The 22,175-nt window shown below is 52.9% G+C and carries 19 protein-coding genes and 1 pseudogene; 3 read left to right on the plus strand and 17 right to left on the minus strand.

Annotated elements, in window-relative coordinates:
• Positions 1-305 (plus strand): IS66 family insertion sequence element accessory protein TnpB (gene tnpB / locus F753_RS33905; RefSeq protein ID WP_023444973.1); only part of this gene is annotated, 305 nt, incomplete at its 5' end.
• A gap of 88 nt (positions 306-393) precedes the next feature.
• On the plus strand, positions 394-1,938 hold the full coding sequence (gene tnpC, locus F753_RS33910; RefSeq protein WP_023444193.1) for an IS66 family transposase: 1,545 nt from the start codon (positions 394-396) through the stop codon (positions 1,936-1,938).
• A 67-nt stretch (positions 1,939-2,005) separates the two neighbouring features.
• On the opposite strand, the gene F753_RS33915 is transcribed toward tnpC, so the two are convergent.
• The 3 genes and pseudogenes from F753_RS33915 to F753_RS49835 form a co-directional block, all read right to left on the minus strand.
• Entirely contained in the window at positions 2,006-2,989 is a 984-nt protein-coding gene (locus tag F753_RS33915) for a DegT/DnrJ/EryC1/StrS family aminotransferase (RefSeq protein WP_023444974.1), read from the minus strand.
• Positions 2,990-3,058: 69 nt separating this feature from the next.
• Entirely contained in the window at positions 3,059-3,499 is a 441-nt protein-coding gene (locus tag F753_RS33920) for a MaoC family dehydratase (protein ID WP_023444975.1), read from the minus strand.
• 4 nt (positions 3,500-3,503) lie between these two features.
• A pseudogene (locus tag F753_RS49835) lies at positions 3,504-3,683 on the minus strand (acetyltransferase); the annotation flags it as partial.
• Positions 3,684-3,741: 58 nt separating this feature from the next.
• Between F753_RS49835 and F753_RS33930 the strand changes: the two are divergent.
• Positions 3,742-4,770, plus strand: a complete 1,029-nt coding sequence (locus tag F753_RS33930; RefSeq protein ID WP_019818564.1) for an IS30 family transposase — start codon at positions 3,742-3,744, stop codon at positions 4,768-4,770.
• Positions 4,771-4,781: 11 nt separating this feature from the next.
• Here the strand turns inward: F753_RS33930 and F753_RS33935 are convergent, their stop codons facing one another.
• The 14 genes from F753_RS33935 to F753_RS33990 all read right to left on the minus strand — a co-directional run bounded on the left by F753_RS33935 (position 4,782) and on the right by F753_RS33990 (position 21,990).
• Positions 4,782-5,276 carry a PglD-related sugar-binding protein gene (locus F753_RS33935; protein ID WP_023444977.1) on the minus strand — a complete coding sequence of 165 codons (495 nt, stop codon included), beginning with the start codon at positions 5,274-5,276 and terminating at the stop codon, positions 4,782-4,784.
• Positions 5,273-5,878 carry a sugar transferase gene (locus F753_RS33940; protein WP_023444978.1) on the minus strand — a complete coding sequence of 202 codons (606 nt, stop codon included), beginning with the start codon at positions 5,876-5,878 and terminating at the stop codon, positions 5,273-5,275. The genes F753_RS33935 and F753_RS33940 overlap by 4 nt, the downstream gene beginning before the upstream one ends.
• Positions 5,875-7,092, minus strand: coding sequence for a glycosyltransferase family 4 protein (locus tag F753_RS33945; RefSeq protein ID WP_031297537.1), 1,218 nt, complete (start codon positions 7,090-7,092; stop codon positions 5,875-5,877). The genes F753_RS33940 and F753_RS33945 overlap by 4 nt, the downstream gene beginning before the upstream one ends.
• The gene (locus tag F753_RS0124830) at positions 7,089-8,921 is read right to left on the minus strand and encodes a heparinase II/III family protein (RefSeq protein ID WP_031297539.1); all 1,833 of its coding nucleotides are present in this window, start codon (positions 8,919-8,921) and stop codon (positions 7,089-7,091) included. Before F753_RS0124830 ends, F753_RS33945 begins: the two co-directional genes overlap by 4 nt.
• Positions 8,922-8,974: 53 nt before the next feature.
• Complete coding sequence (locus F753_RS33950) at positions 8,975-11,110, minus strand: bi-domain-containing oxidoreductase (protein WP_023444981.1); 2,136 nt, start codon at positions 11,108-11,110, stop codon at positions 8,975-8,977.
• Positions 11,107-12,348 carry an oligosaccharide repeat unit polymerase gene (locus tag F753_RS49545; protein ID WP_245218635.1) on the minus strand — a complete coding sequence of 414 codons (1,242 nt, stop codon included), beginning with the start codon at positions 12,346-12,348 and terminating at the stop codon, positions 11,107-11,109. The genes F753_RS33950 and F753_RS49545 overlap by 4 nt, the downstream gene beginning before the upstream one ends.
• 41 nt (positions 12,349-12,389) lie before the next feature.
• The gene (locus tag F753_RS49055) at positions 12,390-13,436 is read right to left on the minus strand and encodes a glycosyltransferase family 9 protein (RefSeq protein ID WP_167332062.1); all 1,047 of its coding nucleotides are present in this window, start codon (positions 13,434-13,436) and stop codon (positions 12,390-12,392) included.
• Positions 13,426-14,535 carry a hypothetical protein gene (locus F753_RS33965; protein WP_156924033.1) on the minus strand — a complete coding sequence of 370 codons (1,110 nt, stop codon included), beginning with the start codon at positions 14,533-14,535 and terminating at the stop codon, positions 13,426-13,428. The genes F753_RS49055 and F753_RS33965 overlap by 11 nt, the downstream gene beginning before the upstream one ends.
• Positions 14,536-14,672: 137 nt before the next feature.
• On the minus strand, positions 14,673-15,242 hold the full coding sequence (locus F753_RS49060) for a D-sedoheptulose-7-phosphate isomerase (protein WP_084799375.1): 570 nt from the start codon (positions 15,240-15,242) through the stop codon (positions 14,673-14,675).
• Positions 15,243-15,331: 89 nt separating this feature from the next.
• Complete coding sequence (wecC, locus tag F753_RS33970; protein ID WP_023444985.1) at positions 15,332-16,600, minus strand: UDP-N-acetyl-D-mannosamine dehydrogenase; 1,269 nt, start codon at positions 16,598-16,600, stop codon at positions 15,332-15,334.
• 51 nt (positions 16,601-16,651) lie between these two features.
• The gene (gene wecB / locus F753_RS33975; RefSeq protein ID WP_023444986.1) at positions 16,652-17,782 is read right to left on the minus strand and encodes a non-hydrolyzing UDP-N-acetylglucosamine 2-epimerase; all 1,131 of its coding nucleotides are present in this window, start codon (positions 17,780-17,782) and stop codon (positions 16,652-16,654) included.
• A gap of 29 nt (positions 17,783-17,811) precedes the next feature.
• Positions 17,812-19,422: an MBL fold metallo-hydrolase gene (locus F753_RS33980; protein ID WP_031297541.1), complete on the minus strand. Its 1,611-nt coding sequence runs from the start codon at positions 19,420-19,422 to the stop codon at positions 17,812-17,814.
• A gap of 131 nt (positions 19,423-19,553) precedes the next feature.
• On the minus strand, positions 19,554-20,834 hold the full coding sequence (locus tag F753_RS33985) for a Wzz/FepE/Etk N-terminal domain-containing protein (RefSeq protein WP_031297543.1): 1,281 nt from the start codon (positions 20,832-20,834) through the stop codon (positions 19,554-19,556).
• A gap of 5 nt (positions 20,835-20,839) precedes the next feature.
• Positions 20,840-21,990 (minus strand): IS3 family transposase gene (locus F753_RS33990; protein ID WP_085989417.1). Its coding sequence is split into 2 segments (ribosomal slippage): positions 20,840-21,747 and positions 21,747-21,990, totalling 1,152 coding nucleotides; the frame shifts between segments, so codons are not numbered across the junction.
• Positions 21,991-22,175 lie beyond the last annotated feature (185 nt).

Consider the following 22,175-nt stretch of genomic DNA (forward strand, 5'->3'; position numbering starts at 1 on the left):
CCGAGCCACTGGACATGCGCGCCGGCACTGAAACAGCCCTGGCGCGGGTTGTTCAGGTGTTCGGTGCGGCGCAGCCGCACACGGCTTACCTGTTCACCAACAAGCGCGCTAACCGGATGAAAGTGCTGGTGCACGACGGCTTCGGTGTCTGGCTCGCGGCCCGCCGCCTTAACGAGGGCGGCTTCGTTTGGCCCGGTCGCGAGCAGGGCACGCAGCGCGAGCTGAACCCCGAGCAGTTGCAAGCGCTGGTGGTCGGCCTGCCTTGGAAACGGCTGGGGCAGGACGCCGCGATCAGCCTGCTGTAACACCCGCATCGGCTATCAACCATCGCTGCGCGGCAATTCACCGAACGCCTTATCGTCAGGTAAGGACGGGGCCGTCACAATCGGCCACATGCCCTCGACGACCTTCGACCATCTGACCCCCGAGCAACTGCGCGAACTGGCCGCGCAGTTGGCCGAGCGTGTCGTCCACCTTGATCAGCAGGTATCCGGTCTCAGCCAGCAGGTTCACTTCCACAAGACCCGCAACGAGCAGTTGGCCCACGAGATCGCGATCCTCAAGCGTCACAAGTTCGCCAAGCGAAGTGAGCAACTGAGCCCCGATCAGATCAGCCTGCTTGATGAACTGCTCGACACCGATATCGCCGCTATCGAGGCAGAACTGAAAGCCGTAAATCCCCCAGCGGCCCAGGGCGAACCCCGCCAGCAGCCCAAGCGTGCGCCGCTACCGGCCCAGTTTCCGCGCACCCTGATCCATCACGAGCCGGACAACACCCAGTGTGCCTGCGGCTGCCAGCTCAAGCGGATCGGCGAGGACGTCAGCGAAAAGCTCGACTACACGCCGGGCACCTTCACGGTGGAACGGCACATCCGTGGCAAGTGGGTCTGCGACCAGTGTGAGACGCTGATCCAGGCACCGGTGCCAGCTCAGGTGATCGACAAGGGCATCCCCACTGCCGGCCTGCTGGCTCATGTCATGGTGGCCAAATACGCCGACCATCTGCCGCTGTACCGGCAAGAGAAGATCTTTGGCCGTGCGGGTCTACCTATCGCGCGCTCGACATTGGCACAGTGGGTCGGACAAACCGGCGTGCAGCTCCAGCCGCTGGTCGACGCCTTGCGCGAAGCGGTACTGGCGCAAGGTGTGATTCACGCCGACGAAACCCCGGTGCAGATGCTGGCCCCAGGCGAGAAGAAAACCCATCGGGCTTACGTTTGGGCTTACTGCACCACGCCCTTCGCCGACCTGAAGGCGGTGGTCTACGACTTCAGCCCGAGCCGCGCTGGCGAACACGCACGTAACTTCCTCGGCTCCTGGGGCGGCAAGCTGGTCTGTGATGATTTTGCGGGCTACAAGGCCAGCTTCGAGCAAGGCATCACCGAAATCGGCTGCATGGCCCACGCCCGGCGCAAGTTCTTCGACCTGCACGTAGCTAACAAAAGCCAGTTGGCCGAGCAGGCGCTGCACTCGATCGCCGGCCTCTATGAAATCGAACGGCAGGCGCGTGACTTGAGTGCTGAGGATCGGTGGCGGATACGGCAGGAAAAGTCCTCGCCGATCCTCAACGCGCTGCATAAATGGATGCTGGCCCAGCGCGACCTGGTGCCTGATGGATCAGCGACCGCCAAGGCACTCGACTACAGCCTTAAACGCTGGAAAGCGCTGACGCGCTACCTGGATGACGGCGCCGTGCCCATCGACAACAATCGGGTCGAGAACCAGATCCGGCCTTGGGCGCTTGGACGCTCGAACTGGCTGTTTGCCGGCTCGCTACGCAGCGGCAAACGGGCGGCGGCGATCATGAGCCTGATCCAGTCGGCGCGCCTTAACGGTCACGACCCGTATGCCTATCTGAGAGATGTGCTGATGCGCCTGCCGACGCAACGGGCGAGCGAGATCGGCCAACTGCTCCCACATCAGTGGATGCCTGCCTGAGGCAAGCAAATAACGACAGCGGTGTATCACCCCAAACAGCCTACCCGTAATAGTCTCGCACTGATTTTTATGCGTGCAGCGTGTGATACAGAGCAGGCGTGCAGCATGTGATACAGCCTACCCGTGCACCGTGTGATACAGCTTGGGAAGGTGACTTGGCTAGACGCTTACCCCCATGTGCGACTTCTTGAGGGACCTCGGGAACGCGCAATCCCTTCAGGGTCTCGGCAACGGCCCAGATACGCTCGCAATTGGCCAGACGAGTCGCATGCCAGTCAGGCATACGGCGCAGCTGAATTCGACCGATGACGGCCTGCATTTCCATCATCCGCCAGTTGGTACCGAAACTCTCATGCAGCCAACGAAAGCCCGGCGCATGCTCGCGCTCATAGACAGCCTCCCAGCTCTTGCCGTGATCCTTGATCGACCACATCTTCGACCACAACTCCCGGTCATTCGTGGTGACCATCCCACCCTCACCGCCGGTAGTCATGATCTTGTCCTGACAGAACGACCAGGCTCCTACGTGACCAATCGAGCCAACCGAGCGCTCTTTGTAGCGCGCGCCATGGGCCTGGGCACAGTCCTCGATGACCTTGAGGTCATGCTCGTTTGCCAGCGCCATGATTGGGTCCATGTCACATGGCCAACCGGCTAGATGAACGCAGATCACTGCCTTGGTACGCGGGGTCAATACAGCGCGGATGGTTTCAGCTGTTATGTTTTGCGAGTCACGGTCTACTTCAGCAAATACCGGGACAGCCCCGGCATTGACGATACTCGACACCGAAGCCAGGAATGTGCGCGGCGTGACAACCACTTCATCACCTGCGCCAATGCCCAATGCCTGCAGCGCCACATCCAGCGCTACCGTGCCATTAGCCAGAGCAATGGCATGTTCGGTACCAGCCCATACCGCAAACTCTTTCTCAAATTCACGACATTCTTGCCCCGTCCAATAATTGACCTTGTTGGAAAGAATGACATCGCGAACGGCGTTGGCCTCTTCCTCGCTGAAGCTTGGCCAAGGGGAAAATGGGGTATTCAGCACGTCAATATCCCTTATAAAAAATTACATCATAAGGACGCTTATCGCCCTGCACTGCAAACCACATACGCCTCAAGTCACTTTGCTCTTCGGTATGTATATTTCCGCCTCGCCGCTAATTACTACCTTCCGACCAACAGTACACACCGTTTCAAACAGTACCTTGCGCTGTCCCCGATCTACAGACATAACAGTAACCGTCGCCGTGACCGTGTCATCGATGTAAACAGGCCGCTTGAACTTTAGACTTTGCGAAACATATACACAGCCAGGGCCTGGGAGCCGCATGCCGAACAACGCCGAAAAAAATCCCGCAGACATTAGCCCATGGGCTATACGCTTACCAAATCGGGATGACGCAGCATATTCGTTATTCACATGCACGGGATTGTGATCCCCGGACAAACCCGCATAGGCTTTTATATCGGCATCCGAGATCGTCTGGGAGTAACTGACCGTCATCCCAGGTTGGATATCCTCAAACGGGATTGAGCCCAATGCGCGATCATTCATCCTCCTAGCCTCCCAATCCCTTACGAGCCAGCGGTTTAGCAGGGTTTCCTACTACAACAGCGCCATCAGCCACATCCTTGGTCACCACCGCGCCCATGCCCACTACCGCGCCTTTCCCGATACGTAGCGGCTTCCCCGGCCGGCCCTGCTTGATAATCGCTCCCGTGCCAATATAGGCGTAATCCCCGGCGGCCGCGAAAACTGAGTGCAACACCTGACCTTTCCGGTACGGTGCTGCCCCTATGTCCTATTCCGAACTCAGCGTCGAAGAGCGCGCCATCATTCAACTCAGTCAAGCTCAAGGCTTCAGCCTGCGCGGCATTGCTCGCCTGATTGACAGGTCGCCCTCGACCATCAGCCGAGAGCTGAAGCGCAATCGAGGCAGTAGTGGTGCTTACTCGGCCCGCTGCGCCCAGCAACAGATGAATATTCGGCGCCAGGTTTGTCGCCCCAAGCGCAAGCTTGTGCCGGGCAGCGAGCGCTTCGAACTGGTGGCCCACATGCTGCGTAAGCGTTTGTCTCCCGAGCAGATTGCCGGCAAGCTGCGCAGCATGACCATACCCAACCTCAGAGATGCCTACGTCTGTCGTGAGACGATCTATAACGCGATCTATGCCTTGCCGGTCGGCGAGTTGCGCAAGGAGCTGATCGTCTGCCTGCGCCAAGGCAAGACGACGCGCCGGCCGCGCTCTGGTGGCGTGGATCGGCGCGGCCAGATCCCTGAGATGGTCAGCATTCATGTTCGCCCGCCAGAGATCGAAGACCGGCTGATGCCGGGGCATTGGGAGGGCGACCTGATCAAGGGTAAGGCCAACGCCTCGTCGGTAGGCACGTTGGTGGAGCGCACCAGTGGCTACCTGATGCTGATGAAGATGAACGACGCAACGGCGACCTCGGCGATGGAGGGCTTCAGTGCAGCGCTCAACAGCATGCCGCTGGCGATGCGCAAGAGCATGACCTACGACCAGGGCCGGGAGATGGCGCGGCATGCTGAAATCACCCAGCAGACAGGGGTCGCTATTTACTTCTGCGACCCGCACAGCCCCTGGCAGCGCGGTAGCAACGAAAACATCAACGGCCTGATCCGCCAGTACCTGCCCAAGGGGACTGACTTGTCGGTACACAGTCAAGAGCAATTGAATGCCATCGCCTTGGAGCTGAATATGCGCCCCCGTAAACGCTTCGATTTCAAGTGCCCGATCGAAGTCATGGGCGAGGTGATGCAGGAAGCCATGGCTATGCGGCATCATGCTCCAGCTTCAAATCAATAACCGTGTTGCACTCAGCTTCTGCAACCGCCCCCTATCAACACATTACCGTTACACTTAACGCCTGGCGCGAAGGTAACGTAGTTCCCAATAACACAGTCATGAGCAACATAACTGTAGATATTGGCATGAAACGATATTCCGATGTTTACGTTTGACGTTATGGTAGTAAATGGACAGAGAATCATACCTTGGCCAACTGCTACATCATTCATCACTACAACGTTAGCCGCAGCCACATCGAAGACCTCAATTCCGTCACCCAAGCAGCGATGCGTTAACTTCTCGCGCACTTGAGCATCAGCGATGGCGATTGTGACGAACTTGCGCTCCGCATCCAATTCGAGAAACTCCCCATAGCTCATCACCTGATGACCGTTCAGAGTTGAGACCGAAGCATTATCATCAACGAACACCAATCGGTGATCTCCAACGGACGCTCTCACAAGAGGCATTACTTCCCGACCAAAGCCACTTGCGCCAAAAACTGCGTAGATACTTTTATTCATTCTATGTGATCCACGGAACCTTCGAACTTACTCATGGTTGCTTCTCCCTGGGCGCTGATCCCTTCGCGAATGAAGACTTTCTTCACTGTCAGGAAAATGATTTTCAGATCCAGCCAGAAGGAACGGTTGTCCACGTACCAGATATCCAGCTTGAACTTTTCTTCCCAACTCAATGCGTTACGGCCGTTCACCTGCGCCCAACCGGTGACACCGGGCCGCAATTCATGGCGCCGAGACTGCTCAGCGCTGTAGAGAGGAAGATACTCCATCAACAGTGGGCGCGGACCGACCAGGCTCATGTCGCCTTTAAGCACATTCCACAGCTCCGGCAATTCATCAAGGCTACTAGCACGCAGAAAGCTACCAAACGGAGTCATACGCTCGGAGTCGGGCAGCGAATTGCCTTGGGCATCCACGGCATCGCGCATGGTGCGGAACTTGATCATCTCGAACGGCTGACCATCAAGGCCCGGCCGCACTTGGCGAAACAACACCGGCGAGCCGAGCTTGCGGCGAATTTTCCAGGCTACAACGGCAATAACTATGGATAGCAGCAACAAACCAAGAGCAGAAGCAACGATATCAAAAAGACGCTTGATCACTGCTTCACTCCTTCCAGCCAATCGACGAATCGATTAGCTAACTGCTCGCGATTGAACTCACGCTCCGCCAACTCACGAGCACGCACACCCATGGCCTTGAGTACAGCCCGGTCGTTAGCAGCCTGTTCTAGGGCATCAGCAAAGGCTTGCGGGTCTTCCGCCTCGACGGCGAAACCACACTGGTTGTCCCGTATCATCGCAGCCAACCAACCTGGATAATTGTTAAGTACCGGCAAACCAGCTGCGATATAGTCAAAAAACTTGTTAGGTGACGTCCCATAATAAAAGGCTGAAATATTTGCCAAGGTTTGCAAGCCTACATCAGCTCCAGCCATCAAGCCAGAAAGGCGAGCCTTGTTAACGGGATCATGAAAAACGATATTATCCAAGTTCTCTCGGATAGCCCGATCCTGTAGAGCAGGTTTTAGCTTACCCTGGCCAATAAGCATTAACTTTATATCTGACCGGTCACGCTTTTTCAGTTCAGCCGCAACATCTAAGAGCGCATCCAGTCCGTTGGCAACGCCATGAGTTCCAGCGAACACCGCGAGCAGATCATCGGATTTCACCTGCCACGGCCGCCAAGGTTCAACCTCTCCAGCGAAGATATCCAAATCACAGCCATTGGGTATCAATGCAATACGCTCACGCGGTACGCCGAGCCTAGCAATCCCATCGACAATACCTGGCGACAATCCCACCAGACGGTGAGCCGAGCGATAACTGACCCATTCCAGAACCGACATGGCTCCCAGTACCAATGGGTTACGAATCACCCCCATAGCTCTGGGAAGCTCCGGCCATAAATCGCGAACTTCAAAAACAAAAGGTTTCCCACGAAACCAGCGAGCAAAGATGCCTGGAATACCAGCCGTCAGGGGAGTGGTAGTAGCGAAAGCCAAGTCATAGCGTGCGGTCAGTGCTACGCCGATACTGCGCAGAGCGAACTTTACAAAAGTCATGGAGCGCTTAAAAAAGCCATCGCTGTTGGAATAAGCCAAGTCGTACTCAATGATATCGATACCGTCCACTTCGCCACGACGCATCCCGTTAACGAACGGCACGGCTATTCCAGTTTCTCCACCACCGTAACTGCCACAGACCATGGTCACCTGGTGGCCCCGCGCGACAAGGCGACGAGCCATTTCATAGGAGCGTATACCCGTTGATCCTTTCGGGGTCGAAAAGTGTTGGTGAAAATAAAGGACTTTCATGAGGCCCAACGATACTCCGTGATAAACGAGCCCGGCTGGTGTATCTCCACCTCCAGCACAGGCACTTGGCTTTTTTCCAGGTAATAGCGCGATTCCCAGCCACCAACCAGCTCAAACCGCACGATAGGTACCGAGGCATGCACTTGCATGACATGCTCGCCGTTACTCAAAGCATTACCCTCGATGAGCCACTGACCAGGCTCCAGACGCCAGCGCAGCACAGCCTTGTGTCGAAAGCCACCGACCTGATCGTTCACCACCAGTGAGTCATCATGCAGGCGAACGCCACGCCGATGACTCGCTCTGTGCCCATCCCGATAACCCGCGGCAAAACTGATGGCCCCTACCTGTTCACCGATAGGCTCCAGGTATGAGGTTTTCAGCCAGTCACCAAACAGGAAACGGCTCAGACGGGGCATTTGATCGCGATCATCGAACTGTACGGTGTTATGGCTGGCAGTGCCGGGGAAATAGCTCAACCACTGTGCTTCAGTGTTGTAGCTATAGGTACCTGCATCGCGGAGCAGATTACGTCCCCCAAGCCACAAATCCAGATGCAGTGCATCCGCCTGGCTAGGACGAAAGCGGAACCTTGGATATCGCAGCATTGCCATGACCGCCCCACGCCGCAGCACAGCAAAACCACCGTTGTCGAACTGGCAGCTGCCCGGCTGTTCCGCCAGCACTTGTGGTAACTCGACCCCAAGCCAACGCAAAGGAAGATTCCATACCCCTTCTGTCTCGTAGGCACGAGCATTCGCAAACAAAGCCATAGCGAGCTGTACTGAGGGACGGAAGTCACGGTAATCGGTATCGGTTAGCTGCAGAAGGCGTGCGCCATCATTGGCGCCAAGATTGGGACCGTCACCGTTCTCGGCATTGACCATCGCATACAGCCAACGGGCAGCCGCCAGAGATCGCGCGTACCAGCGTGGAGAAAAACGTGACGAGGCCTGACGCTGGCGCCATATCTCAACCATGCAAAATGTATCAAGCATGACGCGGTGATAATTCAACGAATACTGACTGAAACTGCCGTCTTCACCGACCAAGCGCGCAGCCCGATTCTCCAGCCATTTACGACCTAGCTGTTGCCAACGCTCGCCTTCTCGAACCCCATGTGTAGCCAACCAGTTGCCACCGATGAAGAGCGCCGCAGCCTCGGAGGTACCGTGATTATTGTCCTGGGCTATGGCGTACCGCAGAGTTGGTGCGATGCGTTGCAGATGCAGGCGTATAAGCTCCAGCAATGACGGTGTCGTGGAACCGCTTTGCTCCAGTAGCAACGCAGCCATTGCCAGATGCATCACACGAATTGAGGCTTCCTGTCCGCATTTCCAGTTAGGCCCCTTATAAGGGGCATTCTGTACACACCAATCGGCCAACCATGCGTTCAAACGATCAAACGATGCTGTATCACCTGCCCTTGCACGTTGAGCGAAGGCCAATACCCAATCGAATCTTGAGGCCTCCCAAAATGGTTTGATATCGCCTACAACCGGATCGAAGTCAGGAATCTGCCACCAATTAGCTTGTGGCTTAGCGATCCGGGCACCGCTCAATGGATTGATATGCCAGTTGGGAGCACTCGCAGCTATGGTGAAAGGCCAATAACCAAACAACAGCGCCGTTTGTTGCCACTGCTGTGAAACTGGTAAATCAAGAGGCTCTTGCTTGGCAGGCTGGAAGAATACCCCTTGGATAATTCCACCAGCCAGGCGCCGTACCGGGTTCAAACCCGCCCTGACGCCTAGACGATAGGACGCTACGCGTGCAAGATTGGGTATGCCCAACGCGAGAGCAGTCCGCGCCTTTCTTAAAGTCGTCATTCGAAGAAAACCTGGGCTTTAGCCCCGCAAGAATATGTCCACTGCGGGAATAGTTACTGGTCACGCAACAACTCGGCGACCTCAATAGTGGTACGCGCAACCTCAAAGATCTCATCCGCCGGGATCGCCGCCTTACCCTGCTCGATGCCCTTTAGGAAGGCAGCCGCACACGCACCCTGCCCTTTGTCCTGCTTCCACAGGTTGAGCTTGGAAAAGCCCGGCCAGCCATATGCCTTGAGCTTGCGGAAGTTATCCAGCTGAAGCACACGGCCGGCAACAAACACCTCGACGCGCTCTTTCGGGAAACTGGCGGCACCGTTAGCCAGATACAAAATGGTACCGAAGGAGCCATCCTCGAAGGCGAGAGTAATCGAAGCCTTGTCTTCGGTGATGGCTATGCCGGGAGCATCCCCCATTCGTCGCGCCTGTATCGAAACGATTTTACTGCCCGCCAGGAAACGCATCAGATCGATAAAGTGACAGGCCTCACCAATGATTCGCCCGCCCCCGACCGCGTTGTCCTGAGTCCAATGATCAGCCGGAATGGCGCCAGCATTCATGGTCATGATGAAAGATTTCGGTTCCTGCAGCGGCGCAAGCAACGCTTTCATCTTCTGTATCTGCGGCGAGAAACGGCGATTGAAACCAACCATCAGTTGCGGACCACCACCGTCAGCATGAGCTGCAGCGTAGGCCGCCTCCACCTCGCCCAGCCCGGCGAAGTCAATAGCCAACGGTTTTTCAACAAAGACGTTCTTGCCAGCCTGCAACGCCTGGGCGACGAAACGGGCATGGCTGTCATGGCGAGTGACGATGGCTACGGTATTGATGGCCGGGTCGGCGAGCATCGCGCCCGTATCGGTAGTAGCTTCGGCAAAACCCGCCTTCTGGCCGTGTATCACGCCGTTGATACCGCCGGCGGTAGCGATTGTATGGAATTGGGCACCGGCTGCTTTGAAGGCCGGAATCAGCATTCGTGAGGCATAGTTACCCGCACCGATAAAGCCCATCACGGGTCGTTGTGCATCGAAGGTGGGAGCCGCCGTTAGTGCCACTTTTCGAACGGAGCGTTCGGCTACATCAGAGGTGTACTGAAGAAGAATACCGAGGCCGGCCTTATCTTCAGTCAAGGTCTGGTAGGCTTGCGGCGCGTCCTCAAAAGCGAAGCGATGAGTGATCAGCGGTTTCACATCAAGCTGACCGCTAGCCAACATATCCAGCACCGCTTCAAAGTTCCGTTGTTCAGTCCAACGGACGAAACCCAGCGGATAATCCTGTCCCTTATCCTCATAGTTCGGATCATAGCGACCAGGACCATAGGAACAGGAAACCTGGAAGGTCAGCTCCTTCTCATAGAAGTCGGCCCGATTCAACTCTAATCCAGTGACGCCTACTAAGATAATCCGCCCACGCTTACGGCTCATCCGTGCGGCCTGAGTTACCGGGTCGCTGGTCTTGGTTGAAGCGGTGATTATCACCCCATCAACACCTTGACCGCGGCTGAAAGCCATGCCGGCAGTCACTGGGTCCTCACCTTTGCCGGGATTGCATGTATCGGCGCCGAACTGGCGAGCCAGTTCAAGTTTGGATTCGTCGAAATCAATGGCCAATACGCGGCAACCGTGAGCACGCAACAGCTGCACGGTTAGCAGACCAATCAGGCCCACACCGGTAACAACGAAAGCCTCGCCCAGAGTCGGCTGGGCCAAACGGATGCCCTGCAAGCCGATACTGGCTACTACGACAAAAGACGCAGACTCGTCGTCTACCTCATCAGGAATACGTGCACAAAGGTTCTTCGGAACCTTTACCACATCAGCATGGGGACCGTTGGACACAACGCGATCACCAGCCTTGAAGCCCACGACACCCGCGCCAACCTCGGACACGACTCCAACACTGCAGTATCCCAGCGGTAAAGGCTGAGCCAGTTTGGACTGTACTGCCTCTAAGGTTGTCATCAGGCCATCGGTGGCAACCTTTTCCAGAACCATCTTCACCTTATCTGGCTGCTGGCGAGCCTTTTCCAGCATTGATGCCTTCCCGAATCCGACCAACATACGCTCGGTACCTGCGGAGATTAGTGAGATACGGGTATTAATTATCAGGCTTTCACGGGACATCTGTGGTGCTGGCGCCTCAGTCACCGTAGTAGCGCCTTTCGCCATATCTTGAAGAACTTGTTTCATATGCTATCCACTCGATACGCTCGCATCAACGATGCCGACTTAAAGAAAATATACTTCATATAGAAAATAAAAAGCATAAAGAAAACAAAGAAGTAAATCATAGCCAGCCCCTTTAACACCCCCGCAGACTCAACCCTATGGAATACTAAAGTCAAGGATGACAATGCAATAGGAAAAATGAAATATTTCAAAACAGACCTCAAACGTCTATACATCTTTGAAAAAGCCGCAAATGAAAACCCTATGAAAAAATAGAATAAGAACCCTGCCCTGCCGAAATTCAGAAACAGCTCACCCATAAAAGAGAACCCTACTCCACCACCAATTTGGTAAAGCTCTGGAAAATAAATTCTAGCAAACCACTCAGAAAGCGTTTCCCCACGGTCAATTAAAGAACCTGGCAATAAGAAAAGAGGAGCCTTCAAAAAAGATGCACCAAGAGCAGTTGCAGCAAGATCTTGATCTATCAAAATCGCCATATTTTTAAACTGACTTGCAAACTCCCCACCAGAAATATCAAACCGCTCCAATACGGATGAAAGCTCAAATTCGGAGAAGCTTGAAAAGGACAAAAAGTGACGAAAATACCCATACATCAAACCAAATAAAAACAAAGACACTAACAATAAAACTATTTTACCGTTAGTAATCTTACCGAATTCAGCCGCAATAAATATCCAAACAAAAAGAGGCACCATCATTGGCATACGCTTTCCTATAAAAATAAAAAAAAGCGAAACAAAAACAATAAAAATAATTGAAAATTTAAATTTATCCGTGAGAAAAAAAACGACAATTGATAGCGCAGAAAAAGCAGAGAACGAAACTATAGCAAGCTCACTAAATAAGGTTTCACTCTCTATTCTACCTGCGTAACTTAATTGAAAATATCCAATCAAGCCACCCGCATCTTTTGACAAAAAAATTAGCAGAATTAAAAAAGATAAGAAGGTAAAAAAATGAACGCTTTGAAATCTCAAACGGGGGACAGAAAAGCCTCCCACCTTTTCAATGCAAAGACTTGGCCAGAACAAGGTATAGAAAAATAAAACTCCTGAAAAAAACAAAGCAGCAGTTACTAATCCAAACCCAAAACCCAAAACTTCAGTCTCTGAAAAAACTTTTCCCGACAAAATCCCGGAAGCGGGTGTAAAAATAAAATACATACAATGAAAAACAAGAAAAAGAAAAGGGAAAGTGAAAAAGTTATTATTTTTACGAGTTTCAATCCAGCACAAGATCAAGATCAAGATCAATGCAAAAAAGCAATATAGAAGGATCATAGAAAACCTTTCAGAGCAACCCAAACTTGATTAACCGAGATACTAGACATACATATAGGATTACCACAACCTTGAATATAACCATACCCATAGCAAGGTCTACATTGGATATCATGGGTAACTGGAGTAAATTTTTTTGCAAAAGGGCCTGTGAGTGCTGGATCAGTTGGACCATATATGCCCAGCACTGGAGTTTGCACCGCTGCTGCCATATGAGAAACACCATTGCAATTTGCAACAACACAGCTTGAATAATTTAAAAATAGTAAGGTCTCCAAAATGGAAAGCTGTCCCGTAATATCAAAAAACCCTTCCGCATCGCCAACAATCTCTTTTATCTTCAAACCCAATTTTTCTTCGCCAGGGCCGCCAACAACCGCAACCTGAAAATTATTCTTAAGCAATATATTTGCCAATTGAGCGTAATTTTCGATTGGCCAGCGTTTATGCTTTTCGATGACTCCTGAGCCTGGAGCAAGGCACACCAACGGCCTATCTTTGACACCAAGCTTAGAAAGCAGCGCTGCTTGACTTTTTACACTGACCTGGAAAACCGGCAATTGTAATGGTGTCAATAAACATAACGGCAACGACCAAAAACTCAGAGCTTGCTCAAGCACACTTACGTTCTTCTCAACTTTATGAATCCCCTCAAGGAAAGCAACATTAGAATGATTCAAAAAAGCAAGCGGACCGCCCAGCCCAACTCTATTCTTTGCGCCTGAAGCCCAAGCAAGCATATTATAACGGAACTTATTACTCGAAAATGTTGGAACTACATGTGTCGGCTTTAACTTACGAATACTACAAATTAACTTAAAATTACCCAAAAGCCCTTTTCTTGAAAAATCCTGGTAACAAACAAACTCTATGTGAACGTTGTGCGGAGCAAGCAGACAACTAATAACCTGCGCTTCAGAACGAGACTTAACAGTCATTGAAAGATGAAAGCCAGAGCCATGCGCAGCCATCAGCATAGGCAATGTCATCACAACATCACCTATGCCATGTGTATTCACAACATGCAACCGCTTAGGCTTCATAACGATGAATTCCTTTGACATACTGAAACAGCGCTGATACTGAAACAACGAAAATATTTATCCACAGCACCCCAAGCAGGAAGCCATGTAATGTATCTGAGGTATAACCAAAGCTAAACAACACAAAAAAAACCAAATACATTATGGCTTTCACCATAGAAGAGAGCGCGACCAAGCCATTAAACCTACTATCCATTTGCCACTTTGCATTCATCATCGAAAATAAAATCTCGACCGCACCCAAAACAATAAATATAAGCATAGAGCTATATTCGAAAGAAATCTTCGGATAGAGAAGACCTAATATGACCTCACCCCCAAAAGCCCCACAAAAAACAAAACAAACAAGAAATATATAAAGAAGAAACTCAGCTTTTTTATAGCCTCTAGGATTACTTAGAGCCCTTGGCTGCAGACTTCTTACAACTATATCAAAAAACTGAAAAACAACCTGATAGAATAACGCATAATAAATTGCCAAGACAACAACTTCAGTGTCTATCAATAACAGCCCTGCAAAAAAAACCAACCCTCCTCGAGTCACCAGCAAACTCAAATTATTAATGAAATACGGTACTGAAGAGACCAGTATTTCTGTCACTACGCTTTTAGATACACTATCAAACCCAGCAAAACCTGAAATCAGCTTCAAATGCCTGCACAGAAAAAAAGGAGCAACAGCTCCCACAAAAAACACGATAGCGTATGCATTAATAATTGCTGCAACCGAGAAGTCAAAACTTGAAGCCAAATAGACAACTAGAAACGCCGCCACATAAGTAGTAGCCTCAATAACTTTACGCAGATGAAAAAATTCATAAGCAGACAACAAAGCCAGATATGGCGTAAAAAAAGTTCGCGCAAGTACCAATACGAAAAACAAAAGCAATGCCGACTGCTTTAACTCATTCAGGCCTGGATAAAAGCCGGCAACAAAGATCGAAACAAACATAAAAAAAACAGAAACTATCAAAAACACAACCTTTGAGTTAAGAACTAATGTTTTCCTTTCTAACTCAAACCCCTCAACACCAATGCCTGCTACAAACCTTCTCAGCAAATATTGGCCAGCACCGAAATCAGAAAGCGTAAAGAACATTGAGACACTAATCAAAATAGACCACGTCGCGAAATCCTCTGTCTTCATCGAGTTTGCAAGATACGTAGTTAACGCAAATGCAAAAAACGCCTTAATGACAAAGGCGCCATTACTGATAAGAATAGACCTGAGCATCATTAAATGTCGGAAAATCTATTTTCTACACAATCACACATGTAATGCCCAATTATTAAATGACATTCCTGAATATGAGCTGTTGTGGTGCTTTCAACAATAATTGGATAATCCACTTTCAATGCAATCCTTCCACCATCCCTCCCCAGCAATGCAATAGTTACGGCACCTTTTGACTTGGCCTCCTGCAATGCAAGCAACACGTTCTCACTGTTACCGGAAGTGCTGATACCCACAACAACATCCTTTTCTGTCACCAAGGCTTTTACCTGCCTGGAAAAAACTGTCTCATACTCATAATCATTGCTATGAGCCGTGAGGAGTGATGTGTCGGTAGTCAATGCTATTGAGGCGATGGGTTCACGGTTGCGTGTATAGCGCACCATCAACTCTGCTGCGTAATGTTGCGCATCGGCAGCACTGCCACCGTTCCCCAACCAATAGATAACCCCACCGTTTTTTGCTGCAGCGGCAAGCTCAGCTGTTGCCGCATCAATAACTGAAGACAGCGCAGGTAATGATGCCAGTGCTGCAGAATGCCCAGCCAGCGCCCCTTCGAAACTTAACTTCATATTCAATCCTATTTGGTAGAATTATCTTCTTTATGGAAATGTTAAGTTAGAACCATTAAAATCTTGGTAGGTTGCTCTGCCTACTAGATTCATACCGTCCACGCGCCTCGCGTATCGACGACTTTATGGCTGCTCAGGTTGCTCGCCGGAATTGCCTTGAATTCCTTGTGATCCACCAATAGAACGATAATATCTGCCTCGGTTAGCGCCTCCTCCACACTCGCAAGCTTGAGGGCCCCTTCCAACTTAGCTGGTAATTCTTCGATATTAGGCTCCACTGCCGCTACCAACCCAGGATGCGCTGCTGAAATTTGCTGACTAATGGCAACTGCCGGGCTTTCTCGCAAGTCATCAATATCTGGCTTGAATGCCAAACCAAAACAGGCAATGGTGACTTCTCTTGCAGTCTTTTCCGGATTAATTTGTAGAAATTCGGCAACAGCCTGTTTGACTTTACCTAATACCCATTGGGGTTTACCATCGTTAACTTCGCGAGCGGTTCGGATCAGACGGGCTTGTTCAGGAGTTTTGCTGACAATAAACCAGGGGTCTACAGCAATACAGTGCCCCCCTACGCCAGGACCGGGCTGAAGGATATTGACGCGCGGATGGCGATTGGCTAAACGAATCAATTCCCAGACATTGATATCTAGCTTGTCACAGATAATCGACAGTTCATTTGCGAAAGCAATATTGACGTCCCGAAAGCTGTTTTCCGTCAACTTACACATTTCAGCTGTGCGCGCATTGGTCATGACGCACTCGCCTTCCACAAAGGTTTTATAGAGTGCTGCCGCCTTGGCTGAGCACTTCGTAGTCATGCCACCGATCACCCGGTCGTTTTGTACAAGCTCACGCAGGACGTGGCCGGGTAGAACACGCTCGGGGCAATGTGCAACGCGGACATCAGACTCTTCACCGTGGGTCTGTGGAAAGGTCAGATCCGGTCGTGCCTCTGCCATCCATGCGGCCATCTGCTCGGTGGCGCCAACCGGAGAGGTGGATTCCAGAATAACCAGATCTCCCCTCTTCAATACCGGAGCGATGGCCTTACTGGCGGATTCGATATAACCAAGGTCCGGTTCATGATCGCCTTTGAACGGTGTGGGTACGGCAATCAGAAAGGCATCCGCAGGCTCGGGAACCGTAACGGCTTTCAGGTACCCCTCGGTCACGGCCGCGTGGACGATCATATCCAGATCTGGTTCGACGATATGAATTTCACCGCGGTTGATGGTATCCACCGCCTTCTTGTTTACATCGACACCAATGACCTTTTTCTTTCGAGAAGCAAAAACTGCCGCGGTAGGCAGTCCGATATAACCGAGACCGATGACCGAAATTGTTTCAAATGACATGATTATTCCACTTAGAGCAAATCAGGCAGAAATACAAAACCATCAGGTTTGTCAGGAAAGAAAGTCAGTGAGCGTCGAGCAGATACGCTGGCAGGCTTTGCCATCGCCGTACGGATTATGCGCAAAGCTCATCGACTGGTATGCGTTGTTGTCAGTCAATAGGATATCCAACTCCTCAACTATCTTTGCCACATCGGTACCGACCAGCTTGACCGTACCTGCCGATACAGCCTCCGGGCGTTCGGTGGTATCGCGCATGACCAGCACCGGTTTACCCAGCGACGGGGCCTCCTCTTGGATGCCGCCTGAATCGGTCAAGATGATATGTGCCTGGCTCATCAGGTATACGAAAGGCAAGTAATCGAGTGGCTCGATCAGGTGAATGTTATCAACCCCTGCCAGCAGGCGATTGACGGGCTCCTGCACCTGGGGATTGAGGTGCACCGGATAGACGATATTCACGTCGGGATACTGTTTGGCCGTCTCCAGCAGGGCCTGGCATATCCGCTCGAAGCCTCCGCCAAAACTTTCACGGCGGTGGCCGGTAACCAGGATCAGCTTGCGGTCCCGATTGAGGAATGCAGTAGGTGCGGCCGCTTGCTGACCCAGCGCCACATCCGTATCAAGACGCTCGATCACTTCCAGCAATGCATCGATGACCGTATTGCCGGTGACATGAATTGACTTGGGGTCGACCCCTTCACGCAAGAGATTGGCCTTCGAATTCTCGGTAGGTGCGAAATGCAGCGTCGCCAAGGCACCCGTCAGCTTTCTATTGGCCTCTTCCGGCCAAGGTGAATAGAGATTGCCCGTACGCAGCCCCGCTTCCACATGCGCGACCGGAATTTGCTGGTAGTAAGCAGCGAGACTCGCGGCAAATGTGGTGGCGGTATCGCCGTGGACCAGAACGACGTCCGGTTTGCAGTTCGCCAGCACCTCTTTCATTCCCGTCAGAATGGCGGTCGTTACCGCTGTGAGATCCTGCCCTGGCTTCATCACACTCAAGTCGAAGTCTGGCTTCAGTTCAAACAGGTCAAGCACTTGGTCCAGCATCTGCCTGTGCTGGCCGGTAACGCATACCTTGGAGTCAAAGCGTTCGTCAGCTGCCAGGGAAAGCGCCAAAGGGGCCATCTTGATGGCCTCGGGCCGCGTTCCAAATACGCAGAGGGTCTTGATTGTCATTTCTGCTCCAAATAAAACGAGCTAACGCTCTACAACTTCAATTCGAAAGGTGTGGGCGCATGCTGCCTTAGCACTTCGGCCAACACATCTTTTGCTTCTTTCTCGCCATGCACCACCCGTATATCCCTTGGCCACTCTCGCATCCCTGTTACGAACTCTACCAATCCCTTCTGATCTGCATGCGCCGAGTAGCCACCGATGCTGGTCACCTTCGCCCGGATATCGAAACGCTCGCCGTCCAAATCGACATAGCCCCCTTTGGGGCCGTGCTGCTGAATGAGGTGACCGGGCGTGCCCTGGGCTTGGTAACCAACGAATAGAACATCGTGCCTGGGGTCGTGCAGCATGGCTTTGAGGTAATTGACAATACGCCCGCCGGAACACATGCCACTGCCTGCAATGACAATGGCAGGGCGCGCGGTCTGGGTGAGGTGGTTGACTACGGCAATATGGTCGGCGTGGCTATCGATCATGATCAGGTTGTCGAAGGCCAGCGGGTTGCGGCCGGCTTCGACGCGCTCGCGCGCCTCCTGATTCCAGTAGGGCTGCAGGCTTCGGTAGGCCTCGGTGAAGCGTGTGGCTAAGGGGGAATCGAGGATGATTGGGAGTTGCGGCCAGTTTGTTTCAAGGCCGTATTCGGAGCTGTCGCTATTGCCCCTCACCCTAGCCCTCTCCCCGGAGGAGAGAGGGGACTGGATATTCGCGGCGCTAACACTGCTGGCCGTCGCCTTAGCGTTTTCGGCTGGGGGGATGGGGGGCTGGCTGTGCGGGTTGCTCCCACTATTTGAAAACTCGCTACCATCCTCTTCAGCGTTGAGAAGTGGCTTATCTGTATGGGCCTGCAGTTTGCTGTGAATAATCTCTTCCAGCTCGTATAGCAGTTCCTGGGTGCGGCCGATGCTGAAGGCGGGGATCAGGACGGTGCCTTGATCCTGCAGGGCGTGCTCGATGACGGCTTCCAGACGCTGACGGCGGCTGGCGCGGTCTTCATGCAAGCGGTCGCCATACGTGCTTTCAAGCACGAGGATATCGGCTCGCTCGGGTGATTCGGGCGACATTAGTAGAGGCGCATGCGCTGCCCCAAGGTCCCCGGAGAAAACTATGCGCGTGCTTTCGCCATTGGCGGGGTACGTCAGGGCAATTTCCACATAGGCTGAGCCGAGAATATGACCAGCTCGCTGGAGCCGTACACGGGCGATGAGCTCTTCGGTTTCCAGCAGCGTTGACCATCGCTGGTACGGCAACGGCCGTAACCGCTGCTCGACCAGCTTGAGGTAGCGCTCGACGGTTTTTTGATCACGGCTGAAGCCTAGCTTGAAGGCATCCTCAAGAACGATAGGCAGTAGTTTGGCCGAAGGCTCGCTGCAGTAAATCGGGCCTTTGTATCCGGCGGCAAGCAGATAGGGAATTCGCCCCACGTGGTCGATATGCACATGGGTGACGACAAGCGCCTGGACGGTCCTGAGCGAGAACTCGATATCCAGCCGTCCTGTAGCAGCACGCCCATCGCTCGAAGTCTCCTTACCCTGAAACAGGCCGCAATCGATCAGCAAGCTATGGCTGGCATCCATGTGTAGCTGATGACAGGAACCGGTTACGCCATCCTTAGCGCCGTGGTGTTCGATATCTGGATAGCGCACGGTTATTCCTTTAACGATGTCAACCAACGCACTCGCGACATGCCAGTCACGAGCCACTTAAAAAAATAAGCGGGAATACTACCGTCTTTCGGGGCCGTTGAGGTCTCAACGGCACGCCGACGGATGGATGGTCAGATCGCGGCGACCGGACGGCGAAGGTTGCGCACCAGCGCGACGAACACTCCGAGCATGCCGCCCAATACGAGCGCGAGGGCCACGATCAAAGCCTTCTTGGGCTTGATGGGCTGACGAGGCTCAACCGCACGTTGATCGATGGCAACCAGCTTGAGCGAACCAGCATCGAACTGCAGGGAGCGCAGCCTCGCTGCTTCCTCGCGCCAACCGGCCAGATCTTTCAGGAACAGGTCTTCGTTCTCTCGGCTTTTTAAGACCTCGATCTGGCGGTTGTGTTCAAGCAGCTTCAGCTCCCTGGCAATCTGTGCAATGCGCGGCTCGGTGAAGTCGTCGGAGCGACGAGCCAAGAGCGCCTTACGCTCGGCTTCCAACGCTTCGCTGCCCATAAAATACAAAGGTATCTGCTGGTTATTGACCTCGGTACGGATCACGCTGCCTTGGCCGGTGATCTCAGGCGCTCCAAGGGACGAAGGTGTGGTGGGCTTGCTTATGCCAAGCGAAGTCGCGATTCGAATCGCTTCGTTAAGCTGATTGATGCGGTTATCGCGACGCGTCCGGAGCTGCTGGCGCAGGGCTGCCAATTCATCATTCAACTCTGCACGCTTAAGCACATCAGCCTCGGTCAGTTTGGCGATCTTGATTTCCTTGCTGGCCTCATAGCTGGCACGAGCAGCAGCAATCTTCTTGTCAAGCTGACTAAGCCGGTTGCCGATAAGAGTATCCAGATCAGCCGCTATCTCCTTTTGGACGTTAGTCAGGGAGAAATTCACAAAGCTGTTGACGATCTCAACCCCATCCAGCGCTTCAGGATAGGTGAGCTGGAGGCCGACATACGGAGACGTCCCCTCAGGCTTCTTTGGATCTGGTTGCAGCAACTTGAAGGCCTCATCGTTGAAGGCTTCAAAAGTCTGCTCAAGCGTTCGCCCAGGCTGGGCCAGATCAGCGAAAAGCTGCGGATGCTGACGGAAGAAAGCTAGTCGATTCTCGTACGAGTCTAGCGTTGCCCCGACCTGAGCCAGCGCTTGTTTCGGAGACAGCTTGTAAATACCAAGATGATTCAACTCATCGAGATCTTTGATAGCGGCCGGTCGTAGCACGCTTTGAACGGTGTAATAACGAGGTGCCAGCAAAGCGTAGAGCAACCCGAAAAGCGCGCACACCCCAGCTATGCCGCCAATTAGAAGCTTTTGCTTCCATAAAGAGCGAAAGAGTTGGATGAGGTCGACTTCATCAGGCGTTGCCGAAGCAAGGACTTGCGGAGGAGTGAATCGCCCCAGGTTTTCTAGACACTCTCCAGCCTCTGGATATAGCGCTTTTCAAACTCTACCGGCGACAGCTGGTTGTTGAAACCGTGCCGGCGTTTTGGGTTGTAGAACATCTCGATGTAATCGAAAACATCAGCGCGAGCATCCTGCCTGGTGCTGTAGATCTTTCGCTTGATCCGCTCCCGCTTCAGCAGCTGGAAAAAGCTTTCCGCTACCGCATTGTCATGGCAGTTGCCCCGTCGACTCATGCTGCCAAGCAAGTTGTTGGCTTTCAGGAAGCTCTGCCAGTCGCCGCTACTGAACTGACTCCCCTGATCTGAGTGAATCATCACCTCCTGCTTTGGCTTGCGTCGCCAAACCGCCATCAGCAAGGCATCAATAGCCAAGTCGCTGGTCATCTGCGGTTTCATTGACCAACCGATTACCTGCCGCGAAAACAGGTCTAGCACCACCGCCAAATACAACCAGCCCTCATAGGTGCGGATGTAGGTTATGTCCGTGACCCAGACCTTGTTGGGCTCGGTGACATTGAATCGACGCTCAAGATGATTCGGCGAGGCCGCTGGAGGCTTGCCACCGTAGCGTCCCGGACGTCGCCGATACCCCGTCTGCGAGCGCAGTCCTTCCGAACGCATGAGTCGAGCAACGCGATGCCTACCGCACTGTTCTCCAAGTTCACGCAGGTCGTCATGAATTTTGCGGTAGCCGTACACACCGCCGCTCTCTAGCCATGAGTGCTTGATCAAACCAAGCAAACGTTGATCATCCTTGGCCCGCGCCGACTTCGGTTCAGCCAGCCAGGCGTAGTAACCGCTGGGATGTACTTTCAGAGTCAGGCACAGACGGCGAACCGAATAGTCTGCCGATAGCTGATTGATGAAGGCGTACTTCAGCCGCACTCCTTGGCAAAGTACGCGGCGGCCTTTTTTAGGATGTCTCGCTCTTCGGTCACGCGCTTGAGTTCAGCACGCAGACGACGTAGCTCAGCTTGCTGATCGTCCTCTTGCGCTCGCTGCTCTTGGGGCTTGCTGTAGCGCTTCACCCAGGCATACAGGCTGTGTGTCGACATGCCCAGACGAGCAGCTACCTCAGCCACCGGCAGACCTCGCTCGGTCACCTGTTTGACTGCTTCGATTTTGAATTCTTCGGGATAACGCGGGTTGCTCATGGCACCTCCTAATGGGCCGTATTATGAGGCCTGGAGGTGTCTACGAAACTAGGGGCGATTCAGAGTTACTGCGTTCACTTGAGGTCCGTCTCGCTGAATACGGCGACGCAGAGCGTGCGCCAGGGGCTATACCGCAAGCACACGAAAAAGTTCCGTCATGCTGCGGGCCGCCATTTTGCCAGCTA

The sequence above is a fragment of the Stutzerimonas chloritidismutans AW-1 genome, from assembly GCF_000495915.1.
Classification (GTDB): Bacteria; Pseudomonadota; Gammaproteobacteria; order Pseudomonadales; family Pseudomonadaceae; genus Stutzerimonas; species Stutzerimonas chloritidismutans.